28 protein-coding genes and 1 pseudogene are annotated in these 25,165 nt (G+C 44.4%); 25 read left to right on the forward strand and 4 right to left on the reverse strand.

Annotation, left to right across the window (positions count from 1 at the left end; translation table 11 throughout):
• Positions 1–106: 106 nt before the first annotated feature.
• Both glsA and speD read left to right on the forward strand, forming a co-directional pair.
• On the forward strand, positions 107–1,036 hold the full coding sequence (gene glsA / locus LCY76_RS11775; protein ID WP_248252797.1) for a glutaminase A: 930 nt from the start codon (positions 107–109) through the stop codon (positions 1,034–1,036).
• Between the two features lie 125 nt (positions 1,037–1,161).
• A complete protein-coding gene (gene speD / locus LCY76_RS11780; protein WP_248252798.1) occupies positions 1,162–1,980 on the forward strand; it encodes an adenosylmethionine decarboxylase in 819 nt (272 codons plus the stop codon).
• Positions 1,981–2,318: 338 nt separating this feature from the next.
• Here the strand turns inward: speD and LCY76_RS11785 are convergent, their stop codons facing one another.
• Positions 2,319–2,510, reverse strand: coding sequence for an alpha/beta-type small acid-soluble spore protein (locus LCY76_RS11785; protein ID WP_248252799.1), 192 nt, complete (start codon positions 2,508–2,510; stop codon positions 2,319–2,321).
• A 189-nt stretch (positions 2,511–2,699) separates the two neighbouring features.
• Between LCY76_RS11785 and LCY76_RS11790 the strand changes: the two genes are divergently transcribed.
• The 4 genes from LCY76_RS11790 to LCY76_RS11805 all read left to right on the forward strand — a co-directional run bounded on the left by LCY76_RS11790 (position 2,700) and on the right by LCY76_RS11805 (position 6,599).
• Complete coding sequence (locus LCY76_RS11790; protein WP_248252800.1) at positions 2,700–3,269, forward strand: nitroreductase family protein; 570 nt, start codon at positions 2,700–2,702, stop codon at positions 3,267–3,269.
• Positions 3,270–3,384: 115 nt separating this feature from the next.
• Entirely contained in the window at positions 3,385–4,371 is a 987-nt protein-coding gene (locus LCY76_RS11795) for an aldo/keto reductase (RefSeq protein WP_248252801.1), read from the forward strand.
• A gap of 94 nt (positions 4,372–4,465) precedes the next feature.
• Positions 4,466–5,293: a MerR family transcriptional regulator gene (locus tag LCY76_RS11800; protein WP_248252802.1), complete on the forward strand. Its 828-nt coding sequence runs from the start codon at positions 4,466–4,468 to the stop codon at positions 5,291–5,293.
• Between the two features lie 67 nt (positions 5,294–5,360).
• Complete coding sequence (locus LCY76_RS11805) at positions 5,361–6,599, forward strand: multidrug effflux MFS transporter (RefSeq protein WP_248252803.1); 1,239 nt, start codon at positions 5,361–5,363, stop codon at positions 6,597–6,599.
• Positions 6,600–6,612: 13 nt separating this feature from the next.
• Here LCY76_RS11805 and LCY76_RS11810 read toward each other — a convergent pair whose 3' ends face one another.
• The gene (locus LCY76_RS11810; RefSeq protein WP_248252804.1) at positions 6,613–6,927 is read right to left on the reverse strand and encodes a hypothetical protein; all 315 of its coding nucleotides are present in this window, start codon (positions 6,925–6,927) and stop codon (positions 6,613–6,615) included.
• Positions 6,928–7,348: 421 nt separating this feature from the next.
• Between LCY76_RS11810 and LCY76_RS11815 the strand changes: the two genes are divergently transcribed.
• From LCY76_RS11815 to LCY76_RS11885, 16 genes and pseudogenes are all read left to right on the forward strand, one after another.
• A complete protein-coding gene (locus LCY76_RS11815) occupies positions 7,349–8,575 on the forward strand; it encodes an acyl-CoA dehydrogenase (RefSeq protein WP_248252805.1) in 1,227 nt (408 codons plus the stop codon).
• A 26-nt stretch (positions 8,576–8,601) separates the two neighbouring features.
• Positions 8,602–9,375 (forward strand): SDR family oxidoreductase, encoded by a 774-nt coding sequence (locus LCY76_RS11820; protein WP_248252806.1) that lies wholly within the window; start codon positions 8,602–8,604, stop codon positions 9,373–9,375.
• Positions 9,376–9,401: 26 nt separating this feature from the next.
• Positions 9,402–9,578 carry a hypothetical protein gene (locus tag LCY76_RS11825; RefSeq protein ID WP_248252807.1) on the forward strand — a complete coding sequence of 59 codons (177 nt, stop codon included), beginning with the start codon at positions 9,402–9,404 and terminating at the stop codon, positions 9,576–9,578.
• A gap of 121 nt (positions 9,579–9,699) precedes the next feature.
• Positions 9,700–11,319, forward strand: a complete 1,620-nt coding sequence (locus LCY76_RS11830) for a long-chain-fatty-acid--CoA ligase (protein WP_248252808.1) — start codon at positions 9,700–9,702, stop codon at positions 11,317–11,319.
• 97 nt (positions 11,320–11,416) lie between these two features.
• Positions 11,417–11,986: a TetR/AcrR family transcriptional regulator gene (locus LCY76_RS11835; protein ID WP_248252809.1), complete on the forward strand. Its 570-nt coding sequence runs from the start codon at positions 11,417–11,419 to the stop codon at positions 11,984–11,986.
• Positions 11,987–12,010: 24 nt separating this feature from the next.
• Positions 12,011–12,895, forward strand: coding sequence for a 3-hydroxyacyl-CoA dehydrogenase family protein (locus LCY76_RS11840; protein ID WP_248252810.1), 885 nt, complete (start codon positions 12,011–12,013; stop codon positions 12,893–12,895).
• Entirely contained in the window at positions 12,895–13,674 is a 780-nt protein-coding gene (locus LCY76_RS11845; protein ID WP_248252811.1) for an enoyl-CoA hydratase, read from the forward strand. The genes LCY76_RS11840 and LCY76_RS11845 overlap by 1 nt, the downstream gene beginning before the upstream one ends.
• 28 nt (positions 13,675–13,702) lie before the next feature.
• Positions 13,703–14,131, forward strand: coding sequence for an acyl-CoA thioesterase (locus LCY76_RS11850; protein ID WP_248252812.1), 429 nt, complete (start codon positions 13,703–13,705; stop codon positions 14,129–14,131).
• Between the two features lie 18 nt (positions 14,132–14,149).
• A complete protein-coding gene (locus tag LCY76_RS11855; RefSeq protein WP_248252813.1) occupies positions 14,150–15,208 on the forward strand; it encodes a phosphotransferase family protein in 1,059 nt (352 codons plus the stop codon).
• Between the two features lie 9 nt (positions 15,209–15,217).
• On the forward strand, positions 15,218–15,970 hold the full coding sequence (locus LCY76_RS11860) for a 2-phosphosulfolactate phosphatase (RefSeq protein WP_248252814.1): 753 nt from the start codon (positions 15,218–15,220) through the stop codon (positions 15,968–15,970).
• 23 nt (positions 15,971–15,993) lie between these two features.
• Positions 15,994–17,769 (forward strand): acyl-CoA dehydrogenase family protein, encoded by a 1,776-nt coding sequence (locus tag LCY76_RS11865; protein ID WP_248252815.1) that lies wholly within the window; start codon positions 15,994–15,996, stop codon positions 17,767–17,769.
• 12 nt (positions 17,770–17,781) lie between these two features.
• Positions 17,782–18,558, forward strand: coding sequence for an SDR family NAD(P)-dependent oxidoreductase (locus LCY76_RS11870; RefSeq protein WP_248252816.1), 777 nt, complete (start codon positions 17,782–17,784; stop codon positions 18,556–18,558).
• Between the two features lie 18 nt (positions 18,559–18,576).
• Positions 18,577–19,356 (forward strand): enoyl-CoA hydratase/isomerase family protein, encoded by a 780-nt coding sequence (locus LCY76_RS11875; RefSeq protein WP_248252817.1) that lies wholly within the window; start codon positions 18,577–18,579, stop codon positions 19,354–19,356.
• 10 nt (positions 19,357–19,366) lie between these two features.
• Positions 19,367–20,341, forward strand: a complete 975-nt coding sequence (locus tag LCY76_RS11880) for a quinone oxidoreductase family protein (RefSeq protein WP_248252818.1) — start codon at positions 19,367–19,369, stop codon at positions 20,339–20,341.
• A gap of 103 nt (positions 20,342–20,444) precedes the next feature.
• A pseudogene (locus LCY76_RS24145) lies at positions 20,445–20,574 on the forward strand (phosphotriesterase family protein); the annotation flags it as partial.
• 3 nt (positions 20,575–20,577) lie between these two features.
• Positions 20,578–20,724: a hypothetical protein gene (locus LCY76_RS11885; RefSeq protein WP_248252819.1), complete on the forward strand. Its 147-nt coding sequence runs from the start codon at positions 20,578–20,580 to the stop codon at positions 20,722–20,724.
• A 245-nt stretch (positions 20,725–20,969) separates the two neighbouring features.
• Here the strand turns inward: LCY76_RS11885 and LCY76_RS11890 are convergent, their stop codons facing one another.
• Positions 20,970–22,094 (reverse strand): NAD(P)/FAD-dependent oxidoreductase, encoded by a 1,125-nt coding sequence (locus LCY76_RS11890; protein WP_248252820.1) that lies wholly within the window; start codon positions 22,092–22,094, stop codon positions 20,970–20,972.
• Between the two features lie 144 nt (positions 22,095–22,238).
• Here LCY76_RS11890 and LCY76_RS11895 point away from each other — a divergent pair, with 144 nt between their 5' ends.
• The gene (locus LCY76_RS11895; RefSeq protein ID WP_248252821.1) at positions 22,239–22,958 is read left to right on the forward strand and encodes a YebC/PmpR family DNA-binding transcriptional regulator; all 720 of its coding nucleotides are present in this window, start codon (positions 22,239–22,241) and stop codon (positions 22,956–22,958) included.
• 59 nt (positions 22,959–23,017) lie between these two features.
• Here the strand turns inward: LCY76_RS11895 and LCY76_RS11900 are convergent, their stop codons facing one another.
• Positions 23,018–23,533, reverse strand: a complete 516-nt coding sequence (locus LCY76_RS11900; RefSeq protein ID WP_248252822.1) for a DoxX family membrane protein — start codon at positions 23,531–23,533, stop codon at positions 23,018–23,020.
• Between the two features lie 270 nt (positions 23,534–23,803).
• On the opposite strand from LCY76_RS11900, the gene LCY76_RS11905 reads away from it, so the two are divergent.
• Together LCY76_RS11905 and LCY76_RS11910 are read left to right on the forward strand one after the other, a co-directional pair.
• Positions 23,804–23,986 carry a hypothetical protein gene (locus tag LCY76_RS11905; RefSeq protein ID WP_053354213.1) on the forward strand — a complete coding sequence of 61 codons (183 nt, stop codon included), beginning with the start codon at positions 23,804–23,806 and terminating at the stop codon, positions 23,984–23,986.
• The gene (locus tag LCY76_RS11910) at positions 23,970–25,109 is read left to right on the forward strand and encodes a stage II sporulation protein P (RefSeq protein WP_248252823.1); all 1,140 of its coding nucleotides are present in this window, start codon (positions 23,970–23,972) and stop codon (positions 25,107–25,109) included. Before LCY76_RS11905 ends, LCY76_RS11910 begins: the two co-directional genes overlap by 17 nt.
• Positions 25,110–25,165 lie beyond the last annotated feature (56 nt).

Below are 25,165 nucleotides of genomic sequence, written 5' to 3' on the forward strand. Positions count from 1 at the left end.
CTACCATATGTAAGAGCTTAAGATTTATGTTTCACCGGATGATAGGAGTATTATCCGGCTTACGATTGCTCAAACTACCCATATGTTGAACAATCGGAGAGCTGCCATGATTTGTCGTTCTAGTGAAGAGCTTAATCAATTAGTATTGGAAGCCAAGGACTGCACGAAGTTCGGTAAAGTAGCGGATTACATACCTGCACTGAAAAAAGCAGATCCTGATGACTTATCTGTCGCCATCTATCACACTGATGGTACATGTTTATCGGCAGGAGATGTCCAATTGAAGATAACGCTTCAAAGCATTTCTAAGGTGCTGGCTCTCGCCCTCGCATTAATGGACTGCGGCGAAGATGAAGTTTTTTGTAAAATCGGGTATGAGCCTACTGGAGATCCTTTCAATTCCATCGTAAAGCTGGAGATCAGTAAACCTTCGAAACCGCTAAATCCCATGATTAATGCCGGAGCACTGGTCGTGACTCACATGATTAAAGGACATTCGGTCCACGAGAGGTTTGAACGTCTTCTTCAATTTGTCAGGAAGCTGGCTGGAAATCCTTCCATCTCTCATTGTGAAGAAGTGGCTGTATCAGAGTTTGAGACCGCACATTTAAACCGTTCACTTTGTTATTTTATGAAGCAGCATGGCATCATTAATGAAGATGTGGATAATCTTATCTACCTTTATACAAAGCAATGCGCTATAGAAATGAATTGCCTTGATTTGGCGAAAATTGGCCTTGTTCTTGCTCTTGATGGTATTGACCCATTGACGAATAATCGGTTAATCCCCACGCATATCGCTCGGATCTGCAAGACTTTAATGGTGACGTGCGGCATGTACAATGCTTCCGGCGAATTTGCCGTAAGAGTTGGGATTCCTGCTAAGAGCGGTGTTTCTGGAGGGATCATGGGTGCCGTGCCCAACCGGTTCGGCATCGGGATCTTTGGTGCGGCACTTGATGAGAAAGGAAATAGCATAGCCGGACTTAAAATTCTGGAGATGCTTTCTAAACGATACGATCTAAGTATGTTTTAGGACGAGCTATTTTACAGCCTTATTTAAATAGGGCTGTTTTTTTATGTCGAATGGAGGGTATCTTAACAATATTTGATGGAGTAAAAGCTTAATTACAATACTTTGCTAATAAGGGGAAATCATTCATGAGCCGAACACATGAGCAGCGAATTCAATTGCACGGTTTTAATAACCTGACCAAATCATTAAGCTTTAATATGTACGATATTTGTTACACTAAGACAAGGAAAGAGCGGGAAGCCTATATTGAGTACATCGATGAAGAATACAGCGCTGAGCGGTTAACCGGCATTCTTCAGAAAGTGTCCGACACGATTGGAGCGCACGTATTAAATATCGCTAAACAAGACTATGTTCCCCAAGGAGCCAGTGTAACATTATTAGTTTCTGAAGGCCCAATTGTCGAAGTACCTACTGAAAATATTGATGAAACACCGGCAGCCATGCCTGAATCTGTAGTCATGCAGCTGGACAAAAGCCATTTAACCGTTCATACGTATCCCGAATATCATCCGGACGAAGGAATCAGCACCTTTAGAGCGGATATTGATGTTTCAACTTGCGGGGAGATTTCTCCTTTAAAAGCTTTAAATCATCTCATCGATTCCTTTGATACCGATATTATGACCGTCGACTACTGGGTGAGAGGGTTCACAAGAGATATTAATGGCCAAAAGCTTTTTATTGATCATGATATATCTTCCATACAAAATTTTATCAGCGAGGATTTTAAAAACGAATTTGATATGATTGATTCAAACATCTATCAGGAAAATATTTTTCATACGAAATGCAAGCTGAAAAATTTTGACCTGAACAATTACTTATTCGGCTACTCAAGGGATACACTGACCGAACAGGAACAAGCGGAAATCACCAAAAGAATTACCGAGGAGATGGATGAGATCTATTTTGGAAGAAATATGAATCGTTTTTTTAGGTAGCTGTTTTCTAAAAGATTGTAGCTTTGGATTTAGCTTCTTTAACCTTTTTAGCGTAACTAAATCTGCACCTATTACGCGTGAGGAGTCAAGCCGGATTTTTTATTTTCAAATTTACAGGTCTTCTGTTCAAAAAATTCCGATTTATGTTCAAACTGTTTATACGTGACACTTAACGACAGGATTCAACACATTTAATTAAAAAGAACCATTGACTCGTAAAGCTCTCTGGTCGCTACGTCCTTTTTTTCCTTCCATACTCCTTAATTCCAACATCATTGTTTACAGAGCGTTAAATTGAAAAAGAGACCCGAATCGGGCCTCTTTTTTTGAAATCAACACTATCGAGGCTGATTTCCAAGCTGCTGTTCCGCCATGGCAATGAGACGTTTTGTCATCTCTCCGCCTACAGATCCATTAGCCCGTGCGGTCGTATCTGCACCAAGCTTCACTCCAAACTCATTGGCTATTTCCTCTTTCATCCTGCTTAACGCATTCTCAGAACCAGGTACCAAAAGTTTGTTTCTTGCCATGATGCAACACCCCCGCATGGAATTGAGCAGACAATGCTGCTCGTCTATTAAGGTTTCCGAAAATGAAAAAAGGCATTCGTTTTTCAGATCCTTGCAACTGTTTAAAAGTAAATTATTGGCTCCTGAAAAGCAGCAGCGTTATAATGGATTCATAAATAAGCATAAGTTAGTTAAAAAGGATGTTGCAGTATGGATGTTTTTGAAGCGATTAAAACAAGGAGAAGCATAGGTTTGGTTAAGGACGATCCAGTTCCCGATCATCTCCTCGAAAAAATTTTAGAAGCGGGAACATATGCTCCAAACCACCACCGTACGAATCCCTGGAGATTCTTTGTCATCAGCGAAGCAGGAAGAAACAAACTGGGAGAGCTTCTGGCAGAAATCACGAAGTCTGCAATGAATGAACCATTGTCAGAAGAAGATCAGCAAAAATTGGAGAAGGTAAAGAAAAAACCGCTTCGTGCACCGGTTATTATTGCGGTCGGAGTAGAGCCGGGAGATCACCAAAAAGTGATTCATAAGGAGGAAACAGCCGCTGTCAGTGCCTCGATTCAAAATATGCTGCTTGCTGCCCATGCTCTCGGTCTTGGGGCAGTTTGGCGCACAGGCGCGATTTGTTATGACGACAGAGTAAGGTCTTATTTCCGCCTCTCAGACAAAGGTGAAATGGCTGGATTTATCTATCTTGGCTATCCAAATAAAGCGCCTGCAGCTATCAATAAACAACCCTATCAGGAAATCACCGAGTGGTTAAAATAGTCGAATTACAACACGAAGAGAAGCCAACACGTTTCTCTTCGTTTTTTTATGGAGGAAAACAGGGTAAGGGTACTTTGTATGCATTGGTTTGACTAAATGAGAGAGGATGAAAAATGTGCAAAAAAGAAAACTAGGCAATGAGGGTTTGGAAGTCTCATCCCTTGGATTGGGCTGCATGGGCATGTCGGACTTTTACAGCGGACAAGATGATCAGGAGTCAGTAAAAACCATTAACCATGCACTTGAATTAGGTGTAAACTTCCTGGATACTGCTGATATGTATGGTGTTGGCAAAAATGAAGAATTGGTAGGTGCAGCGATCAGTGATCGCAGGAAGGATGTCATCCTTGCTACGAAATTTGGCAATGTAAGGGGTGAAGACGGTTCCTTTTTAGGTGTAAACGGACATCCGAAATATGTGAAAGAAGCGTGTGAAAACAGTTTGAGGCGGCTTGGCACGGATTACATTGATCTCTTCTATCAACACAGAGTCGATCCAGGCATCCCTATAGAAGAAACGGTGGGGGCAATGTCGATTCTTGCTCAGGAAGGGAAAATACGCTATCTGGGCCTTTCAGAAGCTTCTCCTGAAACCATCCGGCGTGCACATGATGTACATCCCATTACAGCCGTACAAACTGAATATTCATTATGGAGCCGGGATGTTGAAGAACAAATACTGCCTGCGATCCGGGAGCTTGGCATCGGATTTGTTCCCTACAGCCCGCTCGGCCGAGGCTTCTTAACAGGCCAGATCAAAAGATTTGAAGACTTGGCTGAGGATGACTACCGCCGGTTTTCCCCAAGGTTTCAAGGAGAAAACTTTCAAAAGAACTTAGATCTTGTTGAAAAAATAAAAGAGATCGCTTTAGAAAAAAGCTGCAGTACATCACAGCTGGCTATAGCCTGGCTGCTTGCCCAAGGTAATGATATCGTCCCAATTCCCGGAACAAAGAAAACCCGTTATTTAGAAGAAAATGTTGGGGCAATAAAGGTTGAACTGACACAAGATGACGTCAGCCGGATCAATGAGGCTGCACCAAGGGGAGCGGCCGCAGGTGAACGATATCCTGAAGCAGGAATGAAAGGTGTAAACCGATAAAGCAGAGTACGCAAATAAATGGCGGCTTACTTCATAAGGAGGAGCTGCCATTTTTGTGTTAAGATAGGTTCATTATTATAAAGCAGGTGTTTTTATGAAAAACAGATTCTCTATTGGCCAGATGGCTAAACTTCACAGCATCCCCGTTAAAACGCTGCGCTATTATGACGAAATTGGTTTATTTACGCCAGTTAACGTTGATCCCGTTTCTGGTTATCGCTATTATTCCTTTGAACAATTCGAACTGTTGGACATCATTTATTATTTAAAATCTATGGGAGTCCCACTCAAGCAGATCAAGCTCCAGCTCGAAAAACGCAACCTGGATTCTTTCCTGGACATTCTTCAGAATCACAAAGAAGATGCTGAAGAAAAAATAAGAGAGCTGGAATCGATCAGTAAGAGGCTTGAACACCGAATAACTGAAATTCAAAAGACAAAAAGCGTAGAAATGCTTGGAATTCCTGAGGTCAAGCACTTTAAAGAGAGAGCAGTCATTCAAATGAAAGAACCGATCGCTTCCATTCACGAACTGGAGTACTCCTTAAGAAAAATCAAAACAATCCTAGGACAAACGACATCCATAGTCATCGGAAAAGTAGGACTGACCGTCCCTTTTTCATTTATTCTGGAGAAGCGGTATACAGAATACAATTCTGTATTTTTGCTGCTGGAGTCACCAGAAGAGAACTCTTTATTGAAAGAAGAAGCGACGTATCTGTCAGAAGGGAATTATGCCTGTATTTCCTTCCGGGGGACTCACAGCGATGCCCCGGTGTATTATGATATACTTCTGAATTTCCTTGAAAAGAACAATCTGGAGGCTAAGGGAGATGCGATTGAGCGCGTGATCATTGATGAGTTCATATCCAATCGCCAAAGCGACCACTTTGCTGAAATACAAATCCTTGTAGAGGAATAAAGTTGACCCTCCAGTTACTGGAGGGTTTATTCTTTTTCTATTCTATTTTAATCGAAAGGGAAGAGCCATGAATCAAACTAATCCAGAAAATTCACCTTATTCAGCTATTCAACAATCCAGCACATCCAGAAGACTCTGGCTTGCTATAATTTTAGGCTCGATGACGGCCATCGGTCCATTATCCATTGATATGTATCTGCCTGCTTTACCTAACCTAATGAAAGAGCTGAGTACGACCGCTTCAGCCGCACAGCTCAGTCTCACTGCATGCTTATTGGGGATTGCTGTGGGACAATTGTTTGTAGGTCCGATAAGTGACAGAAGAGGAAGGAAGATCCCGCTGCAGATCGCCTTGGGCCTATATGCCGTATCTTCTTTGCTCTGTGTTTTTGCTCCAAATATCAGTGTTCTCATTTTCCTTAGATTTGTTCAGGGAGCTTCAGGGGCCGGAGGTATTGTCATATCCAGAGCCATGGTCCGAGATCTTTTTTCCGGCCCGGATATGACGAAGTTCGTTTCTTTATTGATGCTGATTAACGGTATCGCTCCGATCCTGGCTCCTGTTGCAGGTGGACAATTATTACAGTTCACCTCATGGAGAGGCGTGTTTATTGTTCTTTGTGTCTTAAGTCTGCTTATGCTTCTTGCTGCTTTTTTTGGTTTGCAAGAAACGCTTTCAGCAGAGAATCAGACATCTGGCGGGATCAAACAGACGCTTTCGACGTACAAAAAACTGCTGAGTGACCGAGTTTTTATGGGGTATGCAGCCTCACAGGGATTTGTCATGGCAGCTATGTTCGCCTATATTTCAGGATCTCCGTTCGTCATTCAAAATGTGTTCGGTGCCTCACCACAAGCGTTCAGTGTGTTTTTTGCAATCAACGGAGCTGGAATAATCATCGCCAGCCAGATTGCTGGAAAACTTGCAGGAAAAGTCAGCGAAACGGCATTATTGCGAAGCGGGTTGCTAATTGCGTTAGGAGGCGGTATCTTAATGGTCATCGTAAGTTTTGCAACGAAAAGCTTATTCGGCTTGCTCATTTCCTTATTTTTAACGGTATCCAGCGTAGGAATCGTCAGTACGGCCAGTTTTTCACTCGCTATGCAGAATCAGCAAAAAGCAGCAGGGAGTGCTTCCGCGCTGCTAGGGCTGCTGCCTTTTATACTTGGTGGTATTGCAGCACCACTGGTTGGTCTCTGGGGAAGTAATCCTGCGGGTTCAATGGCTTTTATCATTGCACTGTGTGAAGCAATAGCATTTGTTTTATATTTCTTTTTAACGAAAAAAGTGAAAGAAAACGTGTAAAAGCCAGTCCTTTTTAGGATTGGCTTTCTCTTTTATAGAGACTTATGCTTCCATTTTGTTTGATGAAGATGACATGGTCTCCCTTCTTTATAGAATTAAAATCCGGTGACGGAACAGAAACAGCCTGGCCTGATGAAAGGCGAATGGTATAGTTGGGCAGGCTTTGAATATTTGTTCCCCTTTCTACCGCTTTTTCTGAGTAATCCTTTTCAAGCACACAGCCTTCAAATATAGAATATTTAAACTGTCCCTGTACAAAGTCTGACCACGCGAAATAAAGAAAAAAGACAGCCACGGTCCACAGAATGATAATCTTTGGTTTGCTCAAAGCTTCCACCTCCGGGATTAGTATTTCCTATACCCGAATTAATTACATAAGGCTGTTTGCGTATTCTTTGTTGCTATTGGGGGTGTTGATTTCCGTTCCAGGCTGCTCGCTTTCCGCGGGGCTCACCTGTCCCGCTTCTCCCGCAGGACAAGGAAGGCTTCGGCAGCGTTATATCGCACGAAGAAAATGTGAAATTCATTTTCGAGGAGTCTCGCACCTTCCACTCCAATCAACTTATCAATGGAGCATTTACAAAAATGTTCCGTAAGCAACAATCTTTTAGTAAAGAGCCTTACATAAAGGACTTTCTTATTAATTTTTTGAATAATAAGTTTATTTTATTGATAATTTTATCGAAAAGAGTATACTTTAGATAATCAAACATACCGACCGGTTAGTAAGTTGAGGGGAGATGAAGATTTTGGATTTTTCGTATTCTGAAAAAGTGAAAGACTTGCAGAAAAGGATCATGTTTTTTATGGAACAGTATGTTTATCCGAATGAGGCTCTTTATGAACAACAGCTCAATAAGCAAAAGGACCGATGGAGCGCAGTTCCGCCGATAATGGAAGAATTGAAAGTAAAAGCGAGAAAAGAAGGCTTATGGAATCTGTTCTTGCCTGACAGTGAAGATGGAGCTGGACTTACCAATCAGGAGTATGCCCCGCTATGTGAAATTATGGGACGATCCCTCATCGGGCCAGAAGTCTTTAACTGCAACGCACCTGATACAGGAAATATGGAGGTACTTGTCCGCTATGGAACGGAAAAACAGAAAGAGATGTGGCTCAAGCCCCTATTAGAAGGGACGATCAGATCCTGTTTTTCCATGACAGAACCCGAAGTCGCTTCCTCGGATGCCACGAATATTGAAGCACGCATTGAAAAGGATGGAGATGAATATGTCATCAACGGACGGAAATGGTGGTCATCCGGAGCCGGGGATCCTCGATGCAAAATTGCTATCGTGATGGGAAAGACCAATCCAGGTGCGAACCGGCATGAGCAGCAATCCATGATTCTTGTGCCTTTGGATACCCCTGGGGTGAAGGTGGAAAGGATGCTTTCCGTTTTCGGTTATGATCATGCTCCTCATGGACATGGAGAAATCACCTATGACAATGTACGAGTACCGGCTGAGAATATCATCTGGGGTGAAGGGAAAGGATTTGCTATCGCTCAAGGAAGGCTTGGCCCGGGAAGGATACATCACTGCATGCGGCTGATCGGAGCAGCAGAAAGAGCGCTAGAAGAATTGTGTAAGCGTGTTCAAAAAAGGACAGCCTTCGGAAAACCAATTGCAAATCAAGGAGTAATCCGGGAATGGATCGCTGATTCAAGGATTGAAATTGAACAAGCCAGGCTCCTGACCTTGAAAGCAGCATATATGATGGACACTGTCGGCAATAAAGAAGCCAAGACAGAGATCGCTATGATCAAAGTTGTCGCACCTTCAATGGCGCTGCGCGTGCTGGACCGTGCCATTCAGGCGTTTGGAGGAGCCGGGGTCTCTGACGACTTTACACTTGCTGCCCAGTGGGCGAATGCAAGAACATTAAGGCTTGCTGACGGTCCGGATGAAGTCCACCGAGCACAGCTAGCCAGACTAGAACTTAAAAAATACCCGCAAGAACTGTTTGTCCATTAGAATTTTAAAGAAAGTGAGGCAGAAACATGAATGTACTCAAGCTGTTTGATTTAACAGGTAAAACAGCGATCATTACAGGCGGAGGAAGGGGATTAGGGCAGCAGATTGCCGAAGCATTCGCTGAAGCAGGCGCCAGCGTTGTTCTCTGTTCCAGAAAAGTTGAGGCCTGTGAGGAAGCAGCTCAGAAGTTAAAGCAACTCGGAATAAAGACACTCGCCTTGAAGTGCGATATCTCAAATCCGGAAGATGTTCAATCTGTGATCGATCGAACGCTGCAGGAATTTGATTCCATCGATATTCTCGTCAATAACAGCGGAGCGACATGGGGCGCACCCGCCGCAGAAATGCCGTATGAAGCATGGAAAAAGGTGATCGACGTAAACGTGACGGGCACATTTTTAATGAGCCAGGCTGCAGGGAAAGTGATGATAGAACAGAAATCAGGCAAAATCATCAATATTGCCTCTGTTGCTGGACTTGGGGGCACAGATCCGCGTTATATGGATACGATTGGCTACAACACGAGCAAGGGTGCAGTCATAACTTTCACAAAGGATCTTGCCGTGAAATGGGGGCAGCACAATATTAATGTGAACGCGATAGCTCCAGGATTTTTTCCAACCAAGATGTCGAAAGTGCTCATTGAACACGGAAAAGATGCCATTCTAGAGGGGACGCCTCTCAACCGTTTTGGCAGTGATGATGATCTTAAAGGAGCCGCTCTTTTCCTTGCATCAAATGCTTCTAATTATGTTTCAGGAGACGTGCTGATTGTAGACGGCGGGGCACATGCCTTGTAAACAAAGAAGCCAATAAGGAGGAAAATATGGGACTGCAAGGGAAAACAGCAATTGATACCATACCGGTGGAGGCGGCGCAAAAAGAAGAGCTGCAGCCCTTCTGTTTGCGCGGCTGCTCGGCTTGCATTCGAGAATATAAACGTATCAAAATACGTCGAAATATGTCGAACATAAACAGTTCGAAAAAATATCCGGGATTTTGAGAATAAATCTACCATTTTCGCGAATAAACAGGCACATTTCGAGAATAAATCTTATATTTCAAGAATAAAATTTCGGCCGCATGATTTTCTCATCAATTTTTAAAAATCTGGAGGGTTAATAATGAGCGAAAACAAAGTTTGGAAAAGCCATTATCCTGAAACCATTCAACCAGATATACTGATTCCTGACCTGTCCATCCCGCAGCTGCTTCAACAGACAGCAGAACGATATCCTGATTCCAACGCTTTATCCTTTTATAGCCATAAGACCACGTACGGTGAACTGCTGAATCTCGTAAACGGTTTTGCATCCGCTTTGCAGCAGTCGGGAGTGAAAGCCGGAGACCGTGTGGCCATTATGCTGCCGAACTGTCCTCAATATGTGATTACATACTATGGAGTCCTGACTGCCGGAGCGATCGTTACCCAGGTTAATCCGATGCTCGTTGAGCGGGAACTGCAGCTTATCCTCGAAGACAGCGGAGCTGAGACCATCGTCGTCTATGAACCGCTATATGAACAGGTGAAAAAGCAAAAGCATGTTTCTCCTTTAAAACGGATCATTTCGGTTAGTTTTGATGAAAGCCAAAAAGATCTTTCACCAGACTGTTCTTTTTCTCAGTTTTTGCAAAGCGGCACCGGTCGTATCGATCTTGCAGTAATTGTTCCTGAACGGGATGTTGCAGTTTTACAATACACCGGAGGGACAACTGGACGTTCCAAAGGCGCCATGCTGACGCATAAAAATATCATCGCTAACGTCCTTCAATCACATGAGTTTTTTAAATATAACATTGAGTTCGGGAAAGAAAAGTATTTAACGGTCATTCCTCTTTTCCATGTGTTTGGCATGACTTCCTGTATGAATCTCGCAATCTATACCGCATCAGAATCAATCATGCTCCCGAGATTCGAAATCAATGAGGTTCTTCAAACAATTAAAAATGAACAGCCGACCGTTTTTCCCGGTGTTCCGACGATGTATGTTGCGATCACCAACCATCCGGAAGCTGAAAACTTCGGTATAGACAGTATAAAAGTGTGCAATAGCGGAAGTGCTCCGATGCCTGTCGAACTGCTTCAGGATTTTGAGAGAAAGACAGGTTCAAAGATTCTAGAAGGCTACGGATTATCAGAAGCCTCACCGACCACACATTGCAATCCGATGTTTTCTGAACGAAAAGAAGGGAGCGTAGGCATTGGTCTGCCGTCGACAGATTGCCGTATCGTGGACTTGGCAACAGGAACTGAAGACGTGAAGACAGGTGAACTGGGTGAGCTCATTATCAAGGGGCCGCAAGTCATGAAGGGTTATTGGAACATGCCGGAGGAGACAGAACATACCCTTCGCAACGGCTGGCTCTACACCGGAGATATAGCCAAGATGGATGATGACGGTTATGTCTTCATCATGGATCGCAAAAAGGACCTTATTATCGCGAGCGGCTACAACATCTATCCAAGGGAAGTAGAAGAAGTGCTATATGAATTCCCAGCCGTTCAAGAAGCCGTTGTGATTGGTGTACCTGATGCTTACAGAGGAGAAGATGTGAAGGCTATCCTTGTATTAAAAGCAGGGAAAACCGCAACAGAGGATGAGATTATTTACTATTGCAAACAAAATTTATCTGCGTATAAGATCCCGAATGTCATCGAGTTTCGCGAGCAACTGCCCAAGACGAATGTCGGTAAAATTTTGCGCAGAGCTTTGCGGGAAGAAGCACGAATAAAGACAAGGTAGGGACAATTTTATAGATTATTTGAGAAAAGAAGAAAAGGAGAGAAAGAGAATGATATAATTTTGCCTGAAATTGATTAAAGAATGCGAGGACACAGACATGAAGGAAAAAATTACGGAATGCAGCATCCGTTTATTTGAGAAAAAGGGATTCAGTGAAACATCCATACAGGATATTGTTGATGCTATAGGCGTAACAAAAGGGACTTTCTATTATTATTTTGCTAGCAAAGAAGAACTGCTGATGAACATTCACAACAGATATATTGATGAACTATTAAACCAGCAGGAACGAATCATCTCTGATCAAACGAAATCAAGCAAAGAAAAGCTGTTTGAGATCGTTTATGCGTTAATCGGCAACATCAGACAGGCCGGAGCCAGTGCTAAAGTGTTCTTCAGGGAAATCAAAAACCTGAACGAAGAGCGCCTCTCCCTGATTATTCCTAAACGGGACCGTTTCCGCTTCAATCTGGAGCAGTTGATCCATGATGCCATAGAAAACGGTGAATTTCGTTCTGACCTGAACGCATCCATCGTTACGTTTGGAATTCTTGGCGCAGCTAACTGGAGCTATCAATGGTTCAATCCGGATGGAATGATGTCAGAAAGAGAAGTAGCCGAAATATTTGTAGAAATGATTCTAAATGGCATAGCACATAGAAATTGATACTAAATAACGGGAGGCTATACGATGAAAGCAGAAGATGTACAGCAGATTACTGTATTAGGTGCAGGCCAAATGGGACATCAGATTGCCATGCTGTGTGCGCTTGGCGGATTTGAAACTGTTATACAGGACGTGCAGGAACTGGCGCTTTCCAAAGCAGAGAGCAAACTCAATGCCATTATGGACAAATGGGTGACTAAAGGAAAGCTTTCTGCCGATCAGAAAGAAGCGGCTTTTCAGCGCCTTCGTTTCACAACAAGCTTTGAAGATGCGGTCAGAAATACCGATTTTGTGATTGAAGCTGTTGTGGAAAAACTGGATGTAAAGCGAGAAGTGTTTGCGAAGCTTGAGCAGTTGGCGCCTGAACATACCATTTTTGCAACCAACAGTTCAACAATCGTCAATAGTTTGATTGCTTCAGAAACAAACCGTGCGGATAAGGTAGTTAACATGCATTTCTTTTTCCCGCCTCTCGTGATGGATTGTGTGGAAGTGGTGATGAGTGACCAAACATCCGAAGAAACGGCTCAGCTGACGATGGAGGTCTGCAAGCGGATCAACCGTACCGCAGTTCTGCTTAATAAAGAGATTTCGGGTTTTATTGCCAACCGTATTTTGGGCGCGCTGCAGAAAGAAGCTGTTTACCTGTATGAACAAGGAATCGCTGACTATAAAGACATCGATATCATTTGCCGTAAAGCATTGAACCACCCGATCGGACCATTTGAACTGATGGACTTATCCGGCATCGATGTAGGCTACTATGTCATGGAACAGCGTTATAAAGAGACGGGCGATCCAGAAGACAAGCCGTTTGCCTGCATTGAAGAGAAAGTGAAGCAAGGCCATTTAGGGAGAAAAACCGGCAAAGGCTGGTACAACTATGAAACTGAAGGAGTGAAACTATAATGGGAAAATATCTTGAGGTAGTAAAAAACAATCATCTCGCTGTCATTACGATTAACAATCCGCCGCTGAATGTATTGAGCAGAGCCGTATTCCAGGAGCTTGATGATACGTTCATGGAGTTGGAACATGACCGGGAAACGGTAGCCGTTTTACTGACGGGAGAGGGAGATAAAGCATTCGTTGCTGGAGCCGACATTAAAGAGTTTCCTCAGATGATGGGGGACCCTGATATGAAGTCACAAGTGATGGAGGTCCATTATATCCTAAACCGAATTGATTCTTTTCCAAAGCCTACGATCGCTGTCCTGAACGGCTTGACACTCGGAGGCGGCTGTGAGCTTGCCCTTTCATGCGATATAAGGATTGCTGAGGAACACAGCCAGATCGGACTGCCTGAAATAACCCTCGGATTATTTCCTGGCGGGGGAGGAACACAGCGTCTTCCCCGCTTAGTGGGAGAAGCGAAATCAAAAGAAATAATGTTTACAGGGGAACCGATTTCAGCAGACGCAGCTGAACGAATCGGACTGGTCAATAAGGTAGTCCCTTCCGGTGAAGGACTGGCCAGTGCCAAACAGCTGGCAAGTAAAATCACCCGACACTCGCTTCAGGCTCTTTCACGAATTAAACAATCGGTTGATGAAGGCCTTAACAAATCCTTGGATGAAGGCATCGAAGTGGAAGCTTCTCTGTTTCAGGAAGTGTTCCAAACGGAAGATATCAAAGAGGGCGTTCAGGCATTTTTTGAAAAAAGAAAACCCGCCTTTCAGCATCGTTGATCGGTAAGAGGCAGAAAGTGAGGAAGACATGCATGAAATTGAACTGACGGTACGGTTCTGTGAAACGGATGCCCTGGGCCACATTAACAACACGAGTTATTTTATTTATCTGGAAGAAGCGAGGGTCCGCTGCTTTGAAACTCTAGGCCTTGAAATGAACACGAACGAATGGAGCTTTATTCTTGCTTCCACAAAATGTGACTTCATGGCACAAGGTTATTTTAACGAAAGACTAGTGGTGCGGACCGGAGTATCAAAAATCGGAACCAAAAGCTTTACATTGGAACACGAAATCTATAAAGCAGAAACCGAGGAGTTAGTTGCGAGAGGGAATGCAGTCATTGTGTATTTTGACTTTAAAACACAGCAGACTGCTCATATACCAGAATTTCTGCGCGACGCATTGAAAGAGAATCTAGTATTGCAGACTCAAGAGTCAGAATCTGGAAATAAATGAATCGAGGTGGAGGAAGACATGAGTAAGGATACGATAGCCGTTCGCCAGGGTGAAGAACTGGATCTTGCTGCTCTTGAGCGTTTCCTTAGGCATTCAATGGATGAATTGCCGGAAGAGACGCTGGAAGTCCGGCAGTTTTCAGGCGGCCATTCCAATCTGACATATCAGCTCAAAATGGGTGAATGGGAAGCCGTTCTGCGGAGGCCGCCGCTTGGCCCCGTAGCGCCTAAAGCTCACGATATGGAGCGGGAATTCCGTATCCTGTCTGAGATTCATGAAATGTTCCCTCCGGCTCCAAAGCCTCTTCTTTTTTCAAAAGGAGAGGAGATTATTGGACGACCGTTTTTCTTGATGGAGAGAAAACACGGAATCGTAGTTGATACCTCTTTTCCGAAGGGAGTCCAGGTGACTCGGCATTTATGCGGCCAGATTTCCAGTGAGATGGTGAATCAGCTTGTCCAGCTGCATGCCATTGACTACGAAAAAACAGGATTATCTGAAATCAGCAAGCCTGATGGGTTCATGGAACGGCAGGTGCATGGATGGATATCCAGATATGATCGTTCGAAAACCGATGATATTCCGGAAGTAAAGCATTTGACCACATGGCTTGCCGCCCATATCCCAACACAGCAGCCCGCTTCCATAATCCATTATGATTACAAGCTCAATAACAGTATGTTTGATCAGCGCTTGAACCACATGACAGGATTGTTTGACTGGGAGATGAGTACGGTTGGGGACCCCCTCGCCGATCTTGGAGTCGCCATGGGATACTGGATTGAAGCCGATGATCCCGATCTTTTGAAAACGGGACTGGGAAAACCGCCTGTAACCACTATGGAAGGTTTTTTTACGAGGGAACAGTTTATAGAGGAATATGCTAAAAAAAGCGGTAGAGACGTTAGCGCAATCAATTTTTACTTAACGTTCGCCTATTTCAAACTAGCTGTTATCTGCCAGCAAATCTATTACCGGTATAAAAAAGGGCAAACCGAGGATGCCCGCTTTTCACAATTTCATCACTTTGTCAAAAGCTTGATCCTGCATGCCTCCCATACTGCTTTTGAACAATGAGGTGAAGAGATGAAAGTCCATTTGCTTTTGAAAAAGGAAGAGATCCATTCCGAAAAGATGGCTGAAAATAACAAGATTGCCGTGGTGCTTGATGTCTTGTTGGCGACCACGACCATCGTATCTGCGTTGTATCAAAGAGCAAAAGATGTTATTCCAGTGAAAGACCACAAAGAAGCGCGGGAATTATCAAAAATGTTCCAAAAGGGAGATTACCTTCTGGCCGGAGAGCTGCATGCCAAACCAATTGACGGTTTTCTATATCCGAGCCCTTTATTGCTCAGTGGCCAAGTCCAGGGAAAAACACTCATCTTATCCACGACGAACGGCACAGTGGCTCTTCGAAAAACAGCAGGGGCACAAAAAGTATATATTTCTTCTTTACTGAATAATACAGCGACTGCTAAGGCTTTGTTACATCACAATAGTTCGAGTACGATCGTTATCATCTGCTCCGGCAATTCCGGAGAGACGAGCCTCGAGGATGTATATGGAGCAGGACATCTCATTACGGCGTTAGTTGAGCTGGGTGGAGAACCGCTGCAGCTGAGTGACGCTGCCCAAACGGCCTACTATCTGTATAAAGGAAACAGACAGAATGCTTATCAGGTTCTTCAGTCGTCCTATGTTGGAAATTTATTTGCCAGCCACGGCTTATTTGACGACTTGGATTTTGCCTCTGCTGTCGATGCAGCCCCTGTTGTTGCGGTGCTGAAGGATGGGAAAGCCACCATTGAACAAGAGCACGCCCAACAGCAATCTTAAACACAAAAAGGGAGGGAACTTTCATGGAACAAACCGGTACGAGAGTGAAAGGTTCCGGATTTTTATTTTCATCCATAGATTTGAATCACTTGTTTACCCCGGAGGATTTCACTGAAGAACATGTGATGATCAAGGCAACGGCCAGGCAATTTATTGAAAAAGAAGTCGGTCCTTATCGCGAAAACATCGAGAGCCAGGATTTTAAACGGATTGTTTCTTTATTAAAAAAAGCAGGAGAGCTTGGCCTTTTGGCTCACAGTATTCCTGAACAATACGGCGGGCTGGGCCTCGATAAGATCAGCAAGGGCATCGTCGGTGAGATGGTCGGCCCTTCAAGCGGATACGGCGTAGCGCATTCCAATCATACGTGTATCGCCACACTGCCAATCACCTATTTCGGTACACCAGAACAAAAGAAAAAGTACCTTCCGAAAATGGCATCAGGTGAACTCCTAGGTGCCTATTGTCTGACAGAACCAAATGCCGGCTCAGATGCCTTGGCCGCGCAAACGACAGCAGTCCTGAACGAGGAAGGGACTCATTATGTTTTAAATGGTACAAAAATCTATATTACCAACGCTGTTTTTTCAGACACCTTTATCGTGTATGCAAAAGTGGATGGATCAAAATTTACAGCCTTTATTGTTGAAAAGGATTTTCCAGGCTTAGCACTTGGACCCGAAGAAAATAAAATGGGGATCAAAGGTTCATCGACCCGGTCGGTTATTCTTGAAGATTGTCTCGTACCCGTGGAAAACCTGCTTGGCGATATCGGAAAAGGCCATGTTATCGCCTTAAATGTCCTGAACCTTGGAAGATTTAATCTTGGATCCGCCACTATGGGAGCTGCAAAATACGGGTACCAGAAAGCGGTACAGTTTATTCAGGAACGTAAACAATTTAAGCGGCGGATCGCTGACTTTCCAGCTACGAAAGAAAAAATCTCCAAACTGGCTGCCCGCCTGTATGCGGCAGAATCTCTCCAGTACCGGACAGCAAGCTTAATTGAAGATGCTCTTCATGATCTGGATGATATTGCTGATTTAAACACGGTCGGCAAACGGCTGAGTGAGTATTCCGCAGAATGTGCGGTCTGTAAGATCTATGGATCTGAAACATTGGATTATGTTGCGGATGAAGCGCTGCAGCTCCATGGCGGTGCAGGATTTATCAAAGAATACGGCATCGAACAGATGTACAGAGACTCACGAATCAACAGAATCTTTGAAGGCACCAACGAAATTAACCGGCTGCTGATCCCAACCCACCTTTTTAGAAAGTCGCTAAAAAGGGAGATCGACCTGCATACCCCTATTCAACGAGCGGTGCTTTCACTGCAAAAGGAATCTGCACAAGATACCTCTTTTATGGCAGATGAACAACATGCTGTTGAAACGATCCGCAGCCTTTTCCTCCTATCTGCCGGTCTAGTTTTTGAAGTGTATGGTGAAGAACTTCCCCATGAACAGGAGGCCTTAATGGCGCTTGCTGATTTGGCGATCATACTTTATGCTGCTGAATCGGCTGTTTTCCGTACATTGAAGTCAGTCATGAAAAAAGGGGAAGAAAAAGCAGCACTCAAAATAGGCCTTACCCATACGATTTTAGAAGATAGTCTATGGGAAGCTGAAATGCTGTCACGCAAGCTTGTCCACGAACTGACGGATGGTGAGAAAACAAATCAGCTGGTCATGCTGATCACGCAATCTTGTAACCGCTGTCATCAATTTGGGAAAAGTGTCGCAAGAAACCGCATGATCGCAGAGAAACAATATGAAGCAAATACTTTTATTTGCTAAAGGAGACGGATTATGAAGTTCACGCACTCTATTGCCCTAATCACTGGAGCCGGCAGCGGAATAGGGCAAGCCGCTTCAATCAAACTGGCGAAAGAGGGGGCCAAAGTGATTTTAGTCGGGCGGACAAAGTCTAAACTGGAAAACACGTCGGCAGAGATCTGCAAAATTCCCAATGCTCAGGCAGCGGGAATTTTCACAGCAGATGTAACGAGTGAAAAAGAAGTTGAGGGATTGGCAGAACACGTCCAATCGCAATTTGGTGAGCTGCACGTGCTGATCAATAATGCAGGCGGCAGCTCCCAAACAAGAATCATGGAAACTGCTGCCAGTGAATGGGATCACGTACAAAGCGCCAACTTAAAGAGCGTGTTTCTCGTTTCTCGTATGCTAGGAAAAATCATGATTGATGGTGCCAAAAAAGAAACAAACCGGCAGAACCGGGCCATTGTCAATGTAGCCTCCCTTTCCGGACATCAGGCAGGTGCCCATATTCCGCATTACAGTGCTGCAAAAGCCGGTGTCATCAATTTTACGAGAGCACTTGCCTTGGAACTATCCCCTTATTGCATCCGGGTCAACTCTGTTTCTCCCGGTTTTATTGAAACACCGCTCACAGAAGAAGGTCTTGAGAATGAACAATTTGTAAGAGCCATCAAAAAAAATACCGCATTAAAAAGGGTCGGCAAGCCGGAGGAGATCGCCAATATTATATCTTTTCTAGCATCGAGTGAAGCTTCTTATATGACAGGGTCAGACGTACTAGCTGACGGCGGCTGGCTCATTATGTAATTAAAGGAGGAGAAAATAATGAATCAAGAACACCTTTTAGTAGAATTCGAGGGTCCGATAATGATCCTCACCTTAAACAGACCGGAGAGTTTAAATTCCTTCAGCGAGGAAATGATCACCGGGTTGACCGATGCATGCGCTGAAGCACAAAACCGAGAAGATATAAAAGTCATCGTGCTCAAGGGAGCTGGTCGCTCTTTCAGTGCAGGCGGTGATGTCAAAACGATGGGGCAGGCGACTTCCAATGATGTGTATCAGCATATCGGCAAACTCAACCGCTGCATCCTGGCGATGAAAGAAACGGAGATTCCGATCATTGCTGCTGTCCACGGATTTGCTGCGGGGGCCGGCTTTAACCTTGCGATGGCCTGCGACTTAATCGTCTCTGCAGAAGACAGCAAATTTGCGCTGAGTTTCTCACAGGTCGGACTGATCTCTGATGGAGGAGGCTCTTACTTCCTGCCTAAGCTCATCGGGCCTCATCTAGCAAAACAGTTCTTTTTCAGCGCCGAGCCGATTTCAGCAGCGAGACTTTACCAATTAGGAGTAATCAATTACCTGGCTCCACTTGAAAGTCTGGAGGCTGAAGTGTTCAAATTGGCTGCTAAACTGGCAAACGGTCCTGTGGCAGCCTTTGGAAAGATGAAAAAGCTTATTGATGCTTCCTATCAATCTACCCTTGAAGAGATTCTTGAGCAGGAACGTTTAAACCAGACACTTATGATCTCAACAGAAGATCATCAAGAAGGCATTTCGGCGTTTAAAGAAAAAAGACAGCCCGTGTTTACCGGTAAATAGGAGGATGACGATGAAAGCAGTGCGATTTAAAGAATATGGCGGACCGCAAGTGCTGGAGAATGTTGAACTCGACAAACCTGTTCCTAAAGGACATGAAGTACTGATTGAAATCCATGCTGTCGGCGTGAATTATGCGGATACGGCACGCAGAGAAGGCCAATATGTCATTCCTACACCTTTGCCATTTGTTCCTGGAGCTGAAGTCGCAGGGGTCGTTGTTGAAACAGGAGAGAAATCCGCTCACATAAAACCTGGCACAAGGGTCGTGACCTTAATCGAATCCGGTGGCTACGCAGAATATGCGCTGGCTGATGGAAGATTTGTAATACCGATTGATGACCATCTCGATTTTCAGCAGGCTGCCGCATTGCCTCTGCAGGGATTAAGCGCCTACCATATTCTTAAAACGATGGGAAGGCTTGAAGAAGGAGAAACGGTGCTCGTTCATGCGGCAGGCGGAGGAGTCGGAACGATCGCTGTCCAGCTTGCGAAGCTTTTTGGAGCCGGAAAAATCATAGCAACTGCCAGTTCTGAGGACAAGCTGGAACTTGCCCGGCAGATGGGCGCTGATGTGGCGGTCAACTATACGGAGGATGGCTGGGAAAATAAAGTTCTCGAAGCAACAGATGGCAAAGGCGTAGATGTGGCTCTAGAAATGGCAGGAGGCGATGTGTTCCATAAGACACTGAAATGTCTCGCTGTGTTTGGCAGGATTGTTGTTTATGGTGTCGCAAGCGGGGAGCCGAGCAAATTTTATCCTTCGAACCTTATGGGAAAAAATCAATCCGTGATAGGATTTTTCCTTCCTCAGATCATGAGAAGGCCTGACCTGTTAAAGCCAAGCCTTCAGGAGCTGTTTACGTATCTGGCTCAAGGCAAGCTGAAACTGAACATCGGTGAAGTTTTCCCTTTAAGAGAGGCTGCACAGGTTCATGACCTCATGCAGTCAAGAAAGACAAAAGGAAAGCTGCTGTTAAAGCCATAATAACAGAGATGAACATAAAATTAAAAAAGAAAAATATGCCTCTTCATTAGTGAAGAAAGCTTCAGGAAGAAGAAAAATTGTAAGATGAGGCAGTGTCTGGACAATGAATTCAATGGTGGAAACGGTGACAGGTCCTATCTCTGTTATACATTGATTCATGAGCATTTAATATTTGGCTATCCCGGCTTAACAGAGACGTAACTCTGGGGAGATTTAATGAAGAAGAGGCACTGCTCATGGAGAATTGGACGCCTGCTCATCTTTTCCTCAACATCCTGCCTGAATTAAAGGAAAAAGGAGTGACCATTATGCAATTTGAAAAAATGTTTAATGAGAATGCCAAAGGTCTTATCAGCGGGGTGACAGAGAAAGTCATTTCTTGATAACAGCATGCGAAAAGGGGCTGTCCAGAAAGTCGAAAATTGACCTTCAGGCAGCCCCTTTTTGGCTTGAAAAATCTTCAATGAAAAGTTAATTGAAGTGGAAGATGCGAGACTCCTGCGGGACTAGCGTGACAGGTGAGACTCCCGCCGGTGCTAGCACCAAGAGGCTCACCGCACGCCCCGCGGAAAGCGAGCAGCCTGGAACGGAAATCAACAGCTTACAGACTTCTTGGACAGCCCCTTTTTTATGATAATTGAATGGCATCTTCAACAGGATAGAGGGATAGGTCAATATCCAGTTCCATCTCTAACGCCAGTTTAGCAAGCTGCTCTCCGATAAAAGGACCCATCGTTAGCCCTGAAGCACCGAGTCCGTTGGCAAACAGAATTCCTTCCCAGCCAGGCAGTTTCCCAATCACAGGCAGAAATCCTGGAGTGAATGGGCGAAAGCCTGCTCGAGCCTCGGTGAATGAGGCTTCAGACAGACCCGGGGCGGTTTCTAATCCTTTATTAAATACTTCATGCAAACCTCCGGCTGTAATACGATGGTCATAGCCATCAGGATCGTTTTCATGAGTCGCCCCGATAATGATGCGGCCATCCTCGAGCGCCAGCACGTATTGATCACTGGGCGGCATCACAACAGGCCAATGACTCGTGTCAGTATCACGAAACTGCAGATGAACGATCTGCGCTTTTTGATACGTTACGTTCATATGGATTCCCAATGGTTTAAACAGCTCATTCGCCCACGCCCCTGCACATACGATAACCTTGTTCGCTTCTATCGATTCGCCACCGGCTTTAACACCGGTCACTCTATTTCTGCTGAATAGGAGAGAGGCATCATCCTTCACCAAGAGAGCTCCATTTTTTTGTGCGCCGCGAAGCAAAGCATCACGAAGAGCACGTCCATCAACCCGTGCCGCGCCGCTCACATGCACGGCACCATATTCTTCTTTTAGAGCAGGGAACAGAGCTTGAGCTGCCTCAGGAGTCAGGATTTTTATTTCTCCCATCTCAGGTGCTTCTTCTTTCCGTTTCAACGCACGGTCTTCCATCTTCCTCAGTTTTTCATGGTCATGTTGCAGGCTGACGGCACCTACACGAGCATAGCCCGTTTCTGTTTCACCATCTGCTCGCAGCTGTTCAATTAAAGCCGGATAAAAGGCTGCGCCGTTTTTAGCCAGTGCATACCATGCTTTATTCCGCCTCTGAGACAGCCATGGGCAGATTATGCCTGCTGCAGCATCTGTGGCTTGCCCTTGGTGTTTCCGGTCGACAACGATGACCTCAGCGCCTTTTTTGCTTAAAAGATAAGCGGCTGACGCCCCGAGGATTCCTGCACCGACGATAACGTATCTTTGCATTTTTTCAGCATCCTTTACTTGGTTGATCCTTTTCTATTATAACCGAATCATAGAATAGAGAAAAAAGTCCATTTTATGTATAATAAGAGGTGTTGAACGGTAAGTTGTGTTATTGAAAATGAAGTTGAAAGAGAGTGGAACATAATGGGACGTAAGTGGAACAACATTAAAGAGAAAAAAGCGTCAAAAGATGCCAATACGAGCCGCATCTACGCTAAATTCGGCCGTGAGATCTACGTGGCGGCAAAGCAGGGAGAACCTGATCCTGAATCCAACCAGGCATTAAAAGTCGTTCTTGAACGTGCAAAAACATACAGTGTGCCTAAAAATATCATCGATCGTGCCATTGAAAAGGCGAAGGGCGGATCGGATGAAACGTATGACGAGCTTCGTTACGAAGGATTCGGCCCAAATGGTTCAATGGTCATCGTTGACGCGCTAACAAATAATGTGAACCGGACGGCTGCGGATGTGCGTGCAGCCTTTACGAAAAATGGCGGGAACATGGGTGTTTCCGGCTCAGTGGCCTATATGTTTGATGCAACAGCCGTATTTGCCATCGAAGATAAAACGGAAGAGGAAGTGCTGGAAATCTTAATGGAAGCAGATGTTGACGCCCGTGACATTATTGAAGAAGACGGTTCTGTCATCGTGTATGCAGAGCCTGACCAATTCCATGCTGTACAAGAAGCATTCAAGAATGCCGGTATTACCGAATTTACAGTAGCCGAGCTTACCATGCTGGCACAAAATGACCTGTCCCTTCCTGAAGATGCACAGAATCAATTTGAGAAAATGATCGATGCGATCGAAGACTTGGAAGATGTTCAGCAGGTATACCACAACGTAGACCTTAGTGAATAAAAAGAAAAAGCAGACCTTCATTTGTAAGGTCTGCTTTTTTGTTATTGTTATGTATTCTACTATGCACTTTTAGACAAAGGAGTATTCGATAATTTCCTTTTCTTGAATTTCAATCCCAGATAGTGAACAACCCAGCGGTCCATACCGATTCGCCCAGCATTTGCTCCTGCAGCCAGAACGATCATACCTGCTAGAACCATTTGCGGGTTGACAGATGTTGTACCGGAGAATAAATATGCAAAGTTCATTGTAAGCCCCATGAGAACCGCTAAACTAGTAAACATACCTAACAGGAGTCCAAGACCTACCAAAAATTCTCCCCAGGGAATGAGCGCATTAAAGATTTCAGCATTCGGCAGAGCGACTTGCCTCAAGAAATCACCCCACCAGGGCTGAACAGCAGGATGATCACCAGAAACTTGCTTAAGAGCCCCAAGCATAAAACCACTGGCATCAAAATGCCCGCTGCTGATTTTTTCCCATCCTGCCTGAACCCACTTAACTCCAAGATACAATCGAAAAAGAGTAAGCACGTAAGAGGCTAAACGATTTTCTTTTAACCATTGAATAAACATAGAATTCCTCCTAAACAACAAATGATAACGATTATCATTATCACATCAAATTCTATCTTGGTCAATGCGAAAATAGTTTCATTACTATACTCTCTGCCTAGTTAAGAAGAACCATTTCATGAAGTAATAATAATTGTCCGGCCGCATGAATAGCTGCTTTTTCGTACCAGGCCTGCTTTCGCTTTTCTTTGCATTCTTCCATCTTTTTCAGAATAAAATCTCTCAGATTGAATATAGTTTACTAGAAACGGAAGGAAGAAGGTGAATTCTATGAGACTTCAAGCAGTGTACTTTTGGATTCTCATCATGATCTCTACGACAGGGTTCAGTTATCTTTATTTATCCTCGCTATTTACTGTTGGGTTCCTTGTTACCGGGCTCATCATGGTGTGTTTAGCCTACATTGCCATTGATCTTAAAGAGGAGGAGGAATGGGATGAGAGACAGCAATAACGGCTTGTTTTCAACGAGTATAAAGGTTTCTCTCCTTAGCATTCTTCTTTTCTTTGTAGCTGGATTTATATCATCTGCGGAAATTAAGTTCGATGTATCATCCTCCCTTGTTAAAAAGTGGTTTAATAACTTTACAACGGAAGCCTTGGTCTATGCCATCGGATCAGAGAATCCTTATTATACGCAGGTGCTTCCAAAAGAAAGCAAACCGCCAGCCGCTTCTTCCATCATGCTGCAGCTCATGACCAACCTGAGGCCAGGGGACCCGCGAAGTTTGATCGGAACGGAACTGCCAGGCTTTGCGATCTATGATTCAGAGATTTATATTGCCGGGAAAGGAACAACCTATTCTACATTGCCGATTGAACCGACATTGCCCCTTCAGGAAATTCTAAAGCCGAACGAACCGAATAAAAAGAATGTGAATATCGATAACCCGAATGAAGATATTCCTCCGCCCAAATTAAAAACGAAAGGCCAGGTCGTTTATATTTACCATTCACACAGCTATGAATCATTCAGGCCGATCCTGCAAGGAGGCAAATTTACAAGTTCCAATCCAAAGACCAACATTATAGCGGTAGGTGACCGGTTAAAACAGGATCTGGAGAGCAGAGGGATTGGTGTAGATCATGACACCACTAACGTAGGGGAAAAGTTAAATGCGAGAAAGTGGACTACCAATCGTGCGTATGCACTGTCCCGAGAAACCGTTCAGCATGCCGTCTCACAAGACCGTGATTTATCCTACCTGATTGACATCCATCGTGATTCTCAGCCTAGGAAAATGACGACGATCTCTATCAACAACCAGCCTTATGCGCGATTATGTTTTATTGTTGGAAGGGAACATCCGTCTTTTGAAAAAAACCTTCAGATTGCAGAAGAACTGAACAGTCTGGTAAATAAAAAATATCCTCATCTCAGCCGGGGGGTCATTATTAAGAATAAATCCCAAGGCAACGGCATCTACAACCAGGATCTTTCGAACAACGCCATGCTGATTGAAATGGGAGGAATCGATAACGACTTCCGTGAACTGTACAGAACCGCAGATGCTTTTGCAGATGTGTTCAGCAGTTTTTACTGGCAGGCAGAGAAGGTAAATGGGAATGCGAATTAGAATATAGTGAGAAGAGCTGTTTCAGCAGCTCTTTTTTTATGAAAGATGAAGGGGGA

The organism is Fictibacillus marinisediminis (assembly GCF_023149135.1).
In the GTDB taxonomy this organism is placed as follows: domain Bacteria; phylum Bacillota; class Bacilli; order Bacillales; family Fictibacillaceae; genus Fictibacillus_C; species Fictibacillus_C marinisediminis.

Bases quoted from the DNA above. Each gene is read 5' to 3' on its own strand.
- LCY76_RS11910 (WP_248252823.1), top strand. From the start codon at position 23,970: ATGAGAGACAGCAATAACGGCTTGTTTTCAACGAGTATAAAGGTTTCT.
- LCY76_RS11820 (WP_248252806.1), top strand. From the start codon at position 8,602: ATGAATGTACTCAAGCTGTTTGATTTAACAGGTAAAACAGCGATCATT.
- LCY76_RS11825 (WP_248252807.1), top strand. From the start codon at position 9,402: ATGGGACTGCAAGGGAAAACAGCAATTGATACCATACCGGTGGAGGCG.
- speD (WP_248252798.1), top strand. From the start codon at position 1,162: ATGAGCCGAACACATGAGCAGCGAATTCAATTGCACGGTTTTAATAAC.
- LCY76_RS11895 (WP_248252821.1), top strand. From the start codon at position 22,239: ATGGGACGTAAGTGGAACAACATTAAAGAGAAAAAAGCGTCAAAAGAT.
- LCY76_RS11890 (WP_248252820.1), bottom strand. From the start codon at position 22,094: ATGCAAAGATACGTTATCGTCGGTGCAGGAATCCTCGGGGCGTCAGCC.
- LCY76_RS11900 (WP_248252822.1), bottom strand. From the start codon at position 23,533: ATGTTTATTCAATGGTTAAAAGAAAATCGTTTAGCCTCTTACGTGCTT.
- LCY76_RS11830 (WP_248252808.1), top strand. From the start codon at position 9,700: ATGAGCGAAAACAAAGTTTGGAAAAGCCATTATCCTGAAACCATTCAA.
- LCY76_RS11835 (WP_248252809.1), top strand. From the start codon at position 11,417: ATGAAGGAAAAAATTACGGAATGCAGCATCCGTTTATTTGAGAAAAAG.
- LCY76_RS11875 (WP_248252817.1), top strand. From the start codon at position 18,577: ATGAATCAAGAACACCTTTTAGTAGAATTCGAGGGTCCGATAATGATC.
- LCY76_RS11805 (WP_248252803.1), top strand. From the start codon at position 5,361: ATGAATCAAACTAATCCAGAAAATTCACCTTATTCAGCTATTCAACAA.
- LCY76_RS11850 (WP_248252812.1), top strand. From the start codon at position 13,703: ATGCATGAAATTGAACTGACGGTACGGTTCTGTGAAACGGATGCCCTG.
- glsA (WP_248252797.1), top strand. From the start codon at position 107: ATGATTTGTCGTTCTAGTGAAGAGCTTAATCAATTAGTATTGGAAGCC.
- LCY76_RS11860 (WP_248252814.1), top strand. From the start codon at position 15,218: ATGAAAGTCCATTTGCTTTTGAAAAAGGAAGAGATCCATTCCGAAAAG.
- LCY76_RS11865 (WP_248252815.1), top strand. From the start codon at position 15,994: ATGGAACAAACCGGTACGAGAGTGAAAGGTTCCGGATTTTTATTTTCA.
- LCY76_RS11880 (WP_248252818.1), top strand. From the start codon at position 19,367: ATGAAAGCAGTGCGATTTAAAGAATATGGCGGACCGCAAGTGCTGGAG.
- LCY76_RS11870 (WP_248252816.1), top strand. From the start codon at position 17,782: ATGAAGTTCACGCACTCTATTGCCCTAATCACTGGAGCCGGCAGCGGA.
- LCY76_RS11855 (WP_248252813.1), top strand. From the start codon at position 14,150: ATGAGTAAGGATACGATAGCCGTTCGCCAGGGTGAAGAACTGGATCTT.
- LCY76_RS11845 (WP_248252811.1), top strand. From the start codon at position 12,895: ATGGGAAAATATCTTGAGGTAGTAAAAAACAATCATCTCGCTGTCATT.
- LCY76_RS11790 (WP_248252800.1), top strand. From the start codon at position 2,700: ATGGATGTTTTTGAAGCGATTAAAACAAGGAGAAGCATAGGTTTGGTT.
- LCY76_RS11840 (WP_248252810.1), top strand. From the start codon at position 12,011: ATGAAAGCAGAAGATGTACAGCAGATTACTGTATTAGGTGCAGGCCAA.
- LCY76_RS11785 (WP_248252799.1), bottom strand. From the start codon at position 2,510: ATGGCAAGAAACAAACTTTTGGTACCTGGTTCTGAGAATGCGTTAAGC.
- LCY76_RS11905 (WP_053354213.1), top strand. From the start codon at position 23,804: ATGAGACTTCAAGCAGTGTACTTTTGGATTCTCATCATGATCTCTACG.
- LCY76_RS11885 (WP_248252819.1), top strand. From the start codon at position 20,578: ATGGAGAATTGGACGCCTGCTCATCTTTTCCTCAACATCCTGCCTGAA.
- LCY76_RS11800 (WP_248252802.1), top strand. From the start codon at position 4,466: ATGAAAAACAGATTCTCTATTGGCCAGATGGCTAAACTTCACAGCATC.